The 12,167-nt window shown below is 70.5% G+C and carries 9 protein-coding genes; 6 read left to right on the top strand and 3 right to left on the bottom strand.

Annotated elements, in window-relative coordinates:
- Window positions 1-44 precede the first annotated feature (44 nt).
- Window positions 45-1,376 carry a serine/threonine-protein kinase gene (locus AB0F44_RS22600; protein ID WP_357358919.1) on the top strand — a complete coding sequence of 444 codons (1,332 nt, stop codon included), beginning with the start codon at window positions 45-47 and terminating at the stop codon, window positions 1,374-1,376.
- A 16-nt stretch (window positions 1,377-1,392) separates the two neighbouring features.
- Here AB0F44_RS22600 and AB0F44_RS22595 read toward each other — a convergent pair whose 3' ends face one another.
- Window positions 1,393-2,619: a TerC family protein gene (locus AB0F44_RS22595; protein WP_357358918.1), complete on the bottom strand. Its 1,227-nt coding sequence runs from the start codon at window positions 2,617-2,619 to the stop codon at window positions 1,393-1,395.
- Window positions 2,620-2,667: 48 nt separating this feature from the next.
- Window positions 2,668-3,288: a TetR/AcrR family transcriptional regulator gene (locus tag AB0F44_RS22590; protein WP_357358917.1), complete on the bottom strand. Its 621-nt coding sequence runs from the start codon at window positions 3,286-3,288 to the stop codon at window positions 2,668-2,670.
- A gap of 61 nt (window positions 3,289-3,349) precedes the next feature.
- Here AB0F44_RS22590 and AB0F44_RS22585 point away from each other — a divergent pair, with 61 nt between their 5' ends.
- Window positions 3,350-6,049, top strand: coding sequence for an MMPL family transporter (locus tag AB0F44_RS22585; RefSeq protein WP_357358916.1), 2,700 nt, complete (start codon window positions 3,350-3,352; stop codon window positions 6,047-6,049).
- Window positions 6,046-8,136, top strand: coding sequence for a YhgE/Pip family protein (locus AB0F44_RS22580; RefSeq protein ID WP_357358915.1), 2,091 nt, complete (start codon window positions 6,046-6,048; stop codon window positions 8,134-8,136). The genes AB0F44_RS22585 and AB0F44_RS22580 overlap by 4 nt, the downstream gene beginning before the upstream one ends.
- A gap of 101 nt (window positions 8,137-8,237) precedes the next feature.
- Here the strand turns inward: AB0F44_RS22580 and AB0F44_RS22575 are convergent, their stop codons facing one another.
- The gene (locus AB0F44_RS22575; protein WP_357358914.1) at window positions 8,238-8,930 is read right to left on the bottom strand and encodes a nitroreductase; all 693 of its coding nucleotides are present in this window, start codon (window positions 8,928-8,930) and stop codon (window positions 8,238-8,240) included.
- Window positions 8,931-9,145: 215 nt separating this feature from the next.
- Here AB0F44_RS22575 and AB0F44_RS22570 point away from each other — a divergent pair, with 215 nt between their 5' ends.
- The 3 genes from AB0F44_RS22570 to AB0F44_RS22560 form a co-directional block, all read left to right on the top strand.
- The gene (locus AB0F44_RS22570; protein WP_357358913.1) at window positions 9,146-10,033 is read left to right on the top strand and encodes a hypothetical protein; all 888 of its coding nucleotides are present in this window, start codon (window positions 9,146-9,148) and stop codon (window positions 10,031-10,033) included.
- Between the two features lie 81 nt (window positions 10,034-10,114).
- Window positions 10,115-10,882 (top strand): SDR family oxidoreductase, encoded by a 768-nt coding sequence (locus AB0F44_RS22565; protein ID WP_357358912.1) that lies wholly within the window; start codon window positions 10,115-10,117, stop codon window positions 10,880-10,882.
- Between the two features lie 9 nt (window positions 10,883-10,891).
- Window positions 10,892-12,167, top strand: a 1,276-nt coding sequence (locus AB0F44_RS22560) for an acetyl-CoA C-acetyltransferase (protein WP_357358911.1), incomplete at its 3' end; no start/stop codon positions are given.

The following is a 12,167-nucleotide window of genomic DNA, read 5'->3' as shown; positions in this document are numbered from 1 at the left end:
GCGGGTCGCGCGTGCCGGCTGGAGCCGGGCCCCATAATGTCCCGGTGACCCTTCCCCAGACCCTCGGGCGCCTGCGCCAGGTCAAGCCGCTCGGTTCCGGCGGATTCGCCGAGGTGTGGCTCTACCACGACCCGGACCTCGACTCGCCCGTTGCTGTGAAGGTGCTCAGTGCCCAGTGGACTCAGGCGGCTGACATCCGGGAGCGGTTCCTGCAGGAGGCGCGCTTCCTCCGGTCGGTCGACTCGCCTCACGTCGTCTCGGTCCACGACATCGGCGAGACCCCGACGGGGGCGCCCTACTTCGTGATGGCGTACGCCGACGCGGGAAGCGTCGCGGAGCTGATCACCCAGCACCCTCAGGGCATGCCACCGCAGCTGGTGGCCGACCTGGTGGCACAGGCCGCGTCCGGACTCGACGCACTGCACGTGCGCTCGGTCATCCACCGCGACGTGAAGCCAGCCAACATCCTGCTCGCAGGTGGGTCCGACGGCAGGCTGCGCGCGATGGTCGCGGACCTCGGTGTGGCGCGTGCGCTCGACCAGCACACGGAGGTGACCCGGCAGATCGGAACGCCCGCCTACATGGCCCCCGAGCAGTTCGACGAGTCATTGCCGATCGACCACCGTGCCGACGTACGCAGCCTGGGCGCGGTCGCGTGGGCGATGTTCGCGGGGCGCTCGCCCGCGCCGGCGTTGACGGTCGTGTCCCGGGTTCCGGACCTCGGCACGGTCGCGCCGGTGCCGGCAACGGTGTCGGCAGTGATCATGCGGGCCCTCGAGCCACGGGCCGAGGACCGCTGGCCGGACGCGGGGAGCTTCGCTGCGGCACTCACCGCAGCGACTGAGGGACGGGCGGTCGCCGTACCTCCTCCTTCGGACGCGCAGACCGTGCTCCGTTCGCCGTCCCCAACACAGCCGCAGCCCCAGCCGCCCAAGCGCCGGCGGCGCAACGCCGTCCTCGTCGCGGCCGCTGTAGCGGCCGCCCTGGTGCTGGGCGGCGCCGCGACCTGGTTCGTGGCGCGCGGTCCGGCCGAGAAGCCGGCCAGCGGTGAGGAAACCGCCGCGGGGCAGCCGGTCAGCGGCGCGGAGACCGCGGCCGTCCGGTTCGTCGACGCGCTCCAGGCAGGTGACTGCGAGGCCGCGGGCCTCTACATCCCCGACCTCGGCGACCCGGCCGCATGGGACTGCACCGATGACGCCAACGGCGGTGACGGCTTCTACTACCACATCCTCGAAGACCTCGACGCCGACGGCGAGCGGCGGGTCGAGGACCTCGGGGACGGGCTCTTCCGGGTGGTCTGGGTGGATCAGGGCTACGTCAACATGCAGCGCCAGGAAGACACGCTGTTCAAGGTGCAGCAGGTCGTCTGCTGCTAGCCCGGCGTAGGTCGCCCTACTCCTCGCGAAGGATCTTGGGCGGGCCAACTGGGGTGGCCTCGCCGCGTTCGACGGCGGCGGTGTGGCTGGCGAGGGCGCTTTCGAGGAGCTCCATGAGCGGGGTCTCTTCGCGGGCGATCTGCAGATACTTCGGGCCGAGGGAGACGATGACGTCGCGCTCGGCGAGGAGGGCGTTGTGGATGCGCTCGCGCTCGGCCGGGTCGGCGGTGTACTCGGAGTCGAGGTAGGCGGCGGCGTGCCGGCGGGCGTTGCCGATGGCGTTCTTCGCACGGCCGCGCTTGCTGAAGAGCGAGGCGACGATGGTGACGACGAGTACGCCGAGGATGACGGTCAGCGAGAGGCCGGTGCTGATCTCGACCACGTGCACGGGATCGCCGTCGTTGACGAACGGGATGTTGTTCTCGTGGAGCGCGTGCAGGATGAGCTTCACGCCGATGAAGGCGAGGATCGCGGCCAGCCCGTAGGACAGGAAGATGAGCCGGTCGAGCAGGCCGTCGAGCAGGAAGTAGAGCTGGCGCAGACCGAGCAGCGAGAACGCGGTCGCCGTGAAGACGAGGTAGACGTTCTGGGTGAGGCCGAAGATCGCCGGGATCGAGTCGAGGGCGAAGAGGATGTCGGTGCCACCGATGGCCACCATGACCAGCAGCATCGGGGTCAGGATGCGCTTGCCGTTCTCCACCGTGAAGAGCTTGTCGCCGTCGTAGTGCTCACTGACGTGGAACAGCCGCCGGGCCAGGCGTACAACGAAGTTCTCCCCGTGGGAGTCGTTGTCGGGCTTCAGCATGTTGCCCGCCGTCATCAGCAGGATCAGCCCGAACAGGTAGAACACCCAGGCGAAGGTGTTGATGAGCGCCGCGCCCACGAAGATGAACGCGGTGCGGGCGATCAGCGAGAACGTGATCCCGAAGAGGAGCACCTTCTGCTGGTCCTCGCGGGGCACCCGGAAGCTCGTCATGATGATCAGGAAGACGAACAGGTTGTCGACCGAGAGCGCCTTCTCGGTGATGTAGCCGGCGAAGTACTCCCCGCCCATCGTTCCGCCGCCGAAGATCAGCACGCCGACGCCGAACAGGAGCGCGATCGCGACGTAGATCGCCGACCACGTGGCCGACTCCTTCAGCGTGGGCGTGTGGGCCTTGCGTACGTGGAAGATGTAGTCGAACCCGAGCAGGCCGACGATCGCGACGACGGTGACCAGCCACACCCATGTTGGTGCGCCCATAGTGAGAAACCCCCTGAGAGTCGACCCGAGACTGGGATCGGCCTCAGCCTAGGCGGAGGTCCTGGGGATCGACAGCCCATCGATGATCTGGGGGAGCGCGTCTTCGAGAAGCCGGTTGGCGCGGGGGTCCTCGGGGCGGATCGTACGCATCGTGACGCTGTGGAGGAACACGCCCATCATCGTCTGGGCGAGGAGGTCGGTCGACATCGTGGAGGTGCGGTCGAGGCGGTCCAGGGCGAGCGCGACGACCTCGACGAGCTGCTCGCTGAGCGCCGTGAACGTCGCCGAGCTGATCTCTCGCGCGTCGGCGTCGCGCAGGCTCTGCAGCACCACCTCGCTCTGCAGGACGAACCAGCGGTCCTGCAGCGGGCGGATCGCGTCGAAGGCCGCTCCGATCAGTGACCCGCTCGAGTCGGCGTCGGTGTGCTCGCCGACGGCGGTACGTACGGCCTCGATCAGCCGCTCGGACTCCTCCTTGAAGGCCTCGAGCAGCACCTCTTCGACGCTGCCGAAGTTGGAGTAGAACGCTCCGCGCGTGTAACCGGCCGCGCTGACCAGGTCGTCGACGGTGACCCGGCGCGCACCGCGCTCGACGAAGACGTCGACGGCCGCGGACAGCAGCCGGGCGCGGGTGTTCGTACGTCGCCTGGGGGCCTTCACCTCGGTCATGTAGTAATCCTCACATATGCCAACGATACACTTTCGTATTGAATGCGTTAATGTATTGAACGTGTCCTCCTACCTCTACCGACTCGGCCGACAGGTCGCGCGTCACGCCAAGACCGTGCTGGCGCTCTGGCTCCTGCTCGCGGTGCTGCTGGGTGCGCTGACCGTCTCGCTCGGCGGCAAGCTGCAGAACGACTTCACGATCCCCGGCACCGAGTCCCAGCAGGGTCTGGACGCGCTCACGCAGCGCTTCCCCGAGGTCTCCGGGACCTCGGCCCAGCTGGTCTTCGTCGCTCCCGAGGGGGAGAAGATCGAGGACCACGGCAAGGAGATCCGGGCGGTGCTCGACGCGGTCGAGAAGGTCGACCATGTCGCGACGGTCACCGACCCGCTCGCGAAGGAGAGCAGGACGGTCAGCGACAACGGCCGGGACGCGCTGGCGACGGTGCAGTTCGACCTCGGTCTCGACGAGCTCCCCGAGGGCGTCACCTCGGATCTCGAAGAAGCTGCGGAGCTGCCGTCGGGGTCGTCGCTGGAGCTCCATGTCGGTGGGGATGCGTACTCCGTCACCGGGGTGCACGTCAGCGCGACCGAGGGGATCGGGATCCTGATCGCCCTGCTGGTCCTGGCGATCACGTTCGGGTCGCTGCTGGCCGCCGGCCTGCCGATCCTGACAGCGCTGCTCGGGGTGGCGATCGCGATGGCGGGGATCTTCTCGGTCGCCGCGGTCACCACGATCTCGGCCACCACCCCGACCCTCGCATTGATGATCGGGCTCGCGGTCGGGATCGACTACGCGCTGTTCGTGATCGCCCGGCACCGCAGCCAGCTCGCCACCGGTCTCGGGGTGGAGGAGTCGATCGCCCGGGCGGTCGCCACCGCCGGCAGCGCGGTCATCTTCGCGGGTGTCACGGTCATCATCGCGCTGTGCGGCCTCGTGGTCGCGGGCATCCCGTTCCTGGCAGTGATGGGGTACGCAGCAGCCTCGGCCGTCCTGGTCGCGGTGCTGGTCGCGCTCACCGCTGTGCCGGCGCTGCTCGCCCTCGCGGGTGAGCGGCTTCGGCCCAAGCCTGGGTCTCGGGCCCACCGGCGTGAGGCTGTCGCGGAGGGGCGGCCTCACGCCACCACTCTCGGGGCACGCTGGGTGCGGCTGGTGACCAAGATGCCGGTCCTCACCGTCGTGGTCTCGCTGCTGGTGATCGCTGTCCTGGCGATCCCCGCGCGCGACCTCGCGCTGGGGCTCAACGACAACGGCAGCGCCGAGCCGGGAACCAGCCAGCGGGAGACGTACGACCTGATCAGCCGCGACTTCGGACCGGGCTACAACGCGCCGCTGTTCGTGACCGCGGACATCATCGACACCACCGATCCGATCGGTGTGATGGACGATCTCGGCAAGGCGCTCGGGACGTACGACGGGGTGCAGAAGGTAGCGCTGGCCACGCCGAACCGGACCGCCGACCTCGGGCTCGTGGTGATCTACCCGACGACCGAGAAGAGCGACCCGGCGACCGCCTCGCTGGTGAAGGAGATCCGCGCGGACTCGACCGACCTGGAGAAGCGGTTCGGCATCGAGGACGTCATGGTCACCGGGCAGACCGCGGTCGCGATCGACGTCAGCGCGCGTCTGTCCGGTGCGATCCTGCCGTTCGGGGCCGTCGTCGTCGGGCTGTCGCTGATCCTGCTGACGATCGTGTTCCGCTCGATCGCGGTCCCGCTGAAGGCGACGCTGGGCTACGTGCTGTCGGTGGCGGCCTCGTTCGGGGTGGTCGCTGCGGTCTTCGAGTGGGGCTGGGGCGCCGACCTGTTCAACGTCGCCAAGGTCGGCCCGGTGATCGCGTTCTTCCCGATCATCCTGATGGGCGTGCTCTTCGGGCTCGCGATGGACTACGAGGTGTTCCTGGTCTCCCGGATGCGCGAGGACTTCGTTCACACCGGCGACGCCCGGCGTTCCGTGGACACCGGCTTCGCAGCCAGCGCCCGCGTCGTCACCGCCGCGGCGATCATCATGGTCGCCGTCTTCGCGGCCTTCGTTCCCAACGGCGACCCGATCGTGAAGCCGATGGCGCTGGGCCTCACCGTGGGGGTGCTCGTGGATGCGTTCCTCGTGCGGATGACGCTGGTGCCGGCGGTGCTCGCTCTGCTCGGGCGGGGTGCCTGGTGGCTGCCGGGCTGGCTGGACCGGCGGCTGCCGGTCCTCGACATCGAGGGTGAGGCGCTCATCCACCACCTCGAGCACGCCGACTACGTCGCCTCGAACGGCGAGGTCGCGGTTCGCGCGCGGCAGGTCGAGGTGTCGGGGGCGCTCGCGCCGCTCGATCTCCACCTGCGGCCGGGAGGCCTCGGGATCGTCCACGGGTCCGACCCGGTCGCGCGATCTGCTGCGCTCGCGGCGCTCACCGGACGGCTGGGCTTCGCCGGGCAGCTGGTGGTGCTCGACCGGCTGCTGCCGGAGGAAGCGGGGGCGGTACGCGCCCGGGCCGCTCTCGTCGGCGACGTCGCGGAGGCGCTCCGACTCGTGAGTGCGCGGCGCGTGCCGGCGCTGGTCGCCATCGACAGTCCGACCTCGCTCGACAGCGGACAGCTCGCGGCACTGTCCGCGCTGACCTCGCGGGGCACGACGGTGCTGCTCGGGATGCCGTCGTTGCCCGCGGTACCGCAGGTCGCGGACGCTCTCGCTCATGCCGCGCCCGCACGCACCTCACCCGATCTCGAGCTCACCGACCCTGCGACTTCGGTCGCCGACCTGGAGAAAGTCCGATGACACGTACGAAATCATGGTGGTCGGGCCGCCGCCTGGTGGCGGCCGCCATCCTGCTGCCGGTCGTCGTGACGGCGCTCGCGCTCGTCGCGCTCAGCGACCGTACCGAGAACCTCGACAAGGTGCCCGCTGCGGTGGTCAACCTCGACGAGCCGGTGACGACGGGGAGCGGGAAGGACAAGCAGACGGTCTACGCCGGCCGGGCGCTGGCCGCGGACCTCGTCTCCTCCTCGGGCTCCGGCTCGTCCAGCCCGACGCTGGGCTGGGAGCTCACCGACGAGGAGGACGCGCGCTCGGGTTATGCGGACGGGAAGTACGCGGCCGTGATCACGATCCCCGAGGACCTGTCCAAGACGCTGTCGGGGGTGCAGGGGAGCGACCCGAGCGCCGGTCGGGTCAGCGTGGAGGCATCCGACGCCTCCAGCGAGGTGACCGCCGAGATCGCCCGGCAGGTGGCGCGGCAGTCGGCCTCGACCCTGGGACGTACGGTCACGACGACCTACCTCGACGGGGTCCGGGATCAGACCGGGAAGCTCAAGACCAGCCTCGACTCGGCCGCCGACGGTGCCGACCAGCTCGCCGACGGCACCGCTGCCGCGGACTCGGGGGCCGGGAAGGTCGCCGACGGCGCCCGGTCGCTCAGCTCCGGCGCGTCCGGAGCTGCCGACGGCGCCTCGCAGGTCGCGGGCGGGCTCGACACGCTCGCCGGCGGGACCGCGCGGCTGCAGTCGGGTGCGGGATCGCTGGCCGGGGGAGCGGGCAAGGCGTCCAAGGGCGCGTCCTCGCTGGCCGCCGGTGCGGACGAGCTGAGCGGCGGGCTCGACCAGCTCGAGAGGTCGACCGCGGGGCTCCCGTCGCAGGCCTCGTCGCTCGCGGCCGGCGCCTCGCAGGTGTCGGAGGGAGTCGACGGCTACACCCAGCTCGCGAAGGGCTGGGCGCAGGCGTGCGCGAGCGACCCGTTGCTCGCGGCTTCCAAGCCGCAGCTGTGCGGCGCCACCGCCTCGGCGGTCGGCTCCGGTGGCGGGCAGGCCGACCAGCTCGCCGCAGGCGCGGCGCAGGTCGCCTCGGGGGCCTCGGCCCTGTCGCAGGCGGCTCCTGAGCTGAGCGGAGGGATCTCGTCGGCGGCGGACGGTGCCGGGAAGGTCGCCTCCGGGGCCTCGCAGGTCGCCGACGCCAACGCCCGCCTCGCTAAGGGCGCGCGGGAGCTCAAGTCCGGTCTCGGCAAGACCAACGACGGCGCCACCGCGCTTGCCTCCGGGGCCGATCAGCTCGCCTCCGGGACCAAGCAGCTCGAGAGCGGTTCGGCTTCTCTGGCCTCTGGGGCCGACGACCTCTCCTCCGGTACGTCCTCGCTGACCGAGGGCGCCGACTCGCTGGCCTCGGGTCTCGACGACGGTGCCTCGCAGATCGCGGTCCCTGGTGAGAAGCAGGCCGAGGTCGTCGCCGACCCGGTGCAGGTCTCGGTCGCTTCCGGCCCCTCTACCTCAGGGGCGACCCGGCTGGCGCCGGCGGTGATCGCGCTGGCGCTGTGGCTCGGTGCGCTCGCGATCTACCTGCTCCGGCCGGCCTTCCCTGCCGGGCGGCTGCGGGAGGCGCTCACGGCGCGGCGGCTCACCTTCGCCGGCCTGTGGCCGGCGGCTCTCGTCGGGCTGGCGCAGGCGGTGCTCCTCGTGGTCGCCGCTGCGCTTCTCGGCGCCGATCTCGCGCGACCGGGCGCCACGGTCGGGGTCGCGGTGCTTGCCGCGTCGGCGTTCGTCGCGGTCCACCAGGCCGTCGTCGCGCTCGCCGGCCAGCGCCGTGGCTGGCTGATCTCGCTCGCCTTCCTCGCTCTGCAGCTTGTCTCTCTCGGCGGGCTGCTGCCGGTCGCCACGGCCACCGCGCCGTTCGGTGCGCTCGCGGGCATCCTGCCGGTCCCGCTCGCCGCCGAGGCGCTCCGCGGGGTCGCCGTCGCGCAGAGCGGTGCCGCGGTCGCTGCGCCGGTCGGGGGACTGGTCCTCTGGCTCCTGCTCGCGGTGGCGGTCAGCCTTTTCGCGGCGGGTCGGGCGCAGCGTACGTCTGTGGCGGAGATCCGCGGAGCGGCTGCTGCCTGACCGGGTCGCCGCCCAAGTAACACGTCGTTCGTAGGACTATCCGGTCGCCGCAATAGGGCGAGCAGTCCTACGAACGACGTGTTACAGCTCGTCGCGGCGGCTCAGAGCGCGGTGTCGTGCAGCACGATGTGCTCGTCGAGCGGGGCGCGGCCGACGTCGAGGCGGTTCACCGCTGCGTCGGGGTCGGCGGTGCCGAACGAGATGCCGTAGAGCAGCTTGAGGTCGGCGGGCAGGCCGAGGTGAGCGCGGACGGTGTCGGCGAAGAGGCCGTGCATGCCCTGGGGTACGCCGTGGTAGCCGCGGGCGGTGAGGGAGAGCAGGAAGTTCTGGGCGTACATGCCGACGTCGTTGGCAGCGCGTACGACATCACCGAGCTCCGGCACGAAGAGCAGGGCCACGTGGGGAGCACCGTAGAAGCGGAGGTTCTCCGCGACGGCCTTGGTCCGCCCCTCGGCGTCCTCGCGGGCGATGCCCAGGGCACCGTAGAGGACCGCCCCGGTCTGCTGGGACCGCTGGACGTGGACGCTGTCGTCGTCACCGTACGTCGTGGTGAAGTCGGGGCTCATCTGGCCGGCCTCGAACGCCTTGAGCATCGCCTCGCTGAGGCGCTCGCGGGCCTCACCGGAGAAGACGTGGACCTCCCACGGCTGGGTGTTGCTGTGCGACGGGGCGCGCTGGGCGTCCTCGAGCACACCGCGGATGTCGTCGGCAGGCACCGGGTCGGGCAGGAAGGCTCGCGCGGAGCGGCGCGAGCGAATCACGTCCGTGAAGGTGTCGACGGCGGTCGTGGTCACAAGAAGTTCCTCTCAGGTCTGCCGAGGCCGGTGGCCTCGATCCACTCCTGACGCAAGACGGAGGGACTCTCCGGTATTCCCCGGGGCGGTGCGAAGGTGGCCGATCACACAGTCCGGGGGTCCTACCCGGTTCGGGTGATACCCGGGGGTCGGACAGCGGTCTTTACCACGGCGAGTCAAAGACTCGAGGTCCGATCTATCTGAGGGGGAAACCCATGATCCGAAAGCTCGTCTGTGCGGTCGCGGCGGGGGTCGCCGCGGCGGCGCTCTGGTCGATGCCGGCCTCGTCTGCGCCATTGCTGCAGCTCTCCGGCGCGATCTTCACCACCGACGTAACCGGCGCGCCCGTCAACCTCAACCACTACGCCGCCAAGCAGGACGTCTATCTCAACGGCGGTCCCGGCATCAACGCGCCCGATGACGCGGCCGGCCTGCCTGCGGGGATCTACGCCTTCCAGGTGACCGATCCCTCCGGCAAGACGCTGCTCTCCACCGATCCGGTCGAATGCCGCCGGGTCCAGGTCGACGACAGCGGCCGCTTCGTCAGTGTCGCGCCGAGCGGTGCCTGCGCTCACGCGACCGGCACCGACGCGGAGGACGGCGGCATCACGGTGCAGCTGTTCCCCTACCTCGACACCCCGAACAACGGTGGCGAGTACAAGGTGTGGCTGACGCCGTACGACGCGCTCGACCCGACCGCTCCGGGCAGCCGGCACGGCTTCGTCCCGGCCGACAGCAAGACTGACAACTTCAAGGTCAAGGCACGGGCGATCGTCGAGATCGACACCCGGTTCTCACGCCACGGTGGACCGTTCATCGATGGTCTGGCTGCCGAGTGGACCGACACTCTGGGTGCTCACAACGTGAAGTACTCCGAGTACAACCCGGCTGTCCTCGCGTTCCACGAGGCGCATGTCGAGGCCGCTGAGGCGGGTCTGCACAAGATCACCGTGACCGACCAGGTCGGCTGCGAGATCGATGACGTGCACTACGCCGGTCAGACCTTCTTGCCCGACGCGAACGGCTCGGTCACCGTCCCGGTGCTGGTCAAGAAGCACATGAGTGGAGACCACACCTACTGGGTGGACGTGCACTGCGTCTGAGGCGCTGCGTCTGACCCTCTGATCCGGTCACCGCGATCATCAACCTAGCATTTGCTTGGTAGGCGTTCTAGACTGCCGCACATGGCAGTCGAGATCGACTTCAGCGGCAAGGTGGTCGCGGTGACCGGTGGCGCGCGCGGAGTGGGCGCCGGGATCGTCGCGCGGTTCCTCGAGGCCGGTGCGGAGGTCGAGATCTGCGGCCGCTCGGCGCCCGAGGAGCTGCCCGTCGTGGACGGTCGCAAGCCCGTGTTCTCCCAGGTGGACGTGCGGGATCCGGAGCAGGTCGCGGCGTGGATCGCCGCGATCACCTCGCGGCTCGGACGGCTCGACGTGGTCGTCAACAACGCCGGCGGCGCGCCCTACGCCGACTTCGCGACCGCGTCGCCGCGCTTCCACGAGAAGATCTCAGCGCTCAACTTCCTGGCCACCGCCTACGTCAGCCAGGCGGCGTACGAGGCGTTGAAGGCCTCGCGCGGCTCCATCGTCAACATCAGCTCGATCTCGGCACGGCGGCCCAGTCCCGGGACCGCGGTCTACGGGGCCGCGAAGGCGGCCGTCGAGAGCCTGACCGGTTCGATCGCGGTCGAGTGGGCTCCGGACGTACGCGTCAACGCCATCTCCTGCGGGCTCGTCGCCACGCCGGGTTCCGATGGCCACTACGGCAGCTCGGAGCAGCGGGCCGCGGTGGCCGCGACCATCCCGCGGGGCGTCTTCGCGACCCCCGAGGAGGTCGGCGACGCCTGCCTCCTGCTCGCCTCCCCGCTCGCCGCGCACATCACCGGCGCCGTCCTCGCCGTCGACGGCGGCGGCGAGTGGCCCGCCTTCCTCCAGCACACCCCCAACTCCTGAGGAGCCCCTATGCCTGAAGCCGTCATCGTCTCGGCCGCCCGCTCGCCCATCGGCCGCGCCTTCAAGGGATCGCTGAAGGACCTGCGTCCCGACGTTCTGGCCGAGCAGATCGTACGCAGCGCCCTCGCGTCGGTTCCGGAGCTGGACCCGACGCGGATCGACGACCTGATGATGGGCTGTGCCCAACCCGCGGGGGAGCAGGGCTACAACATCGGGAGGGTCGTCGGCGTACGGCTGGGGCTGGACGCCGTGCCCGGCACCACGGTCCACCGCTACTGCGCATCGTCGCTGCAGACCACCCGGATGGCCTTCCACGCGATCCGCGCAGGAGAGGGCGACGCGTTCGTCTCCGCCGGGGTGGAGTGTGTGTCCCGCTACGAGCGCGGCAAGGCCGACGGGATGCCGGACACCAAGGCCGAGGAGTTCCTCAAGGCGGGCGAGCGCGGTGCCGCCCGGGTGGCCGCGGGCGAGGCCTGGACCGACCCTCGCGAGGCCAGCGACCTGCCCGACTACCACCTCGCGATGGGCGAGACGGCCGAGAACGTCGCCGAGATGTACGGCATCACGCGCGAGGCACAGGACGAGTGGGGCGTACGTTCCCAGAACCGCGCCGAGTCCGCTGCCGCCCGGGGCTTCTGGGAGCGGGACATCACACCGGTGACGCTGCCGTCCGGCGAGGTCGTCTCCACCGACGACGGGCCGCGGGCCGGGGTCACTCTCGAGAAGGTCGCCGGCCTCAAGCCGGTCTTCCGCGAGAACGGCACCATCACCGCCGGCAACTGCTGCCCGCTGAACGACGGTGCGGCCGCGTTGGTGATCATGAGCGACGTACGCGCCGAGGCGCTCGGGATCAGGCCGCTGGCCCGGATCTTCTCGACCGGAGTCTCCGGGCTCTCGCCCGAGATCATGGGTCTCGGGCCCGTCGATGCCTCCCGCCAGGCGCTCGCCCGCGCCGGGCTCTCCGCCGACGACATCGACCTGGTGGAGATGAACGAGGCCTTCGCCGCCCAGGTCCTCCCCAGCATCGCCCAGATCGGCCTCGACCCCGAGCGGGTCAACGTCAACGGCGGCGCGATCGCCCTCGGCCACCCCTTCGGCTCCACCGGCGCCCGTCTCACGACCACGCTTCTCCACGGTCTGCAGGAGACCGGCGGCCGCTACGGCCTGGAGACCATGTGCGCCGCCGGCGGCCCCACCCGGAGACCGGGCGCTGCTGGAAGAGGCCGACCGAGTCGCGGTCGCCGTAGTCGAGGTTGCGCAGGGTGCTCTCCTGCATCGCGGTCGC

It is taken from the genome of Nocardioides sp. NPDC023903, from assembly GCF_040639295.1.
Lineage (GTDB): Bacteria > Actinomycetota > Actinomycetes > Propionibacteriales > Nocardioidaceae > Nocardioides.
The sequence above is the reverse complement of the archived record's forward strand: the minus strand, read 5'-3'. Positions and strand labels throughout refer to the sequence as shown.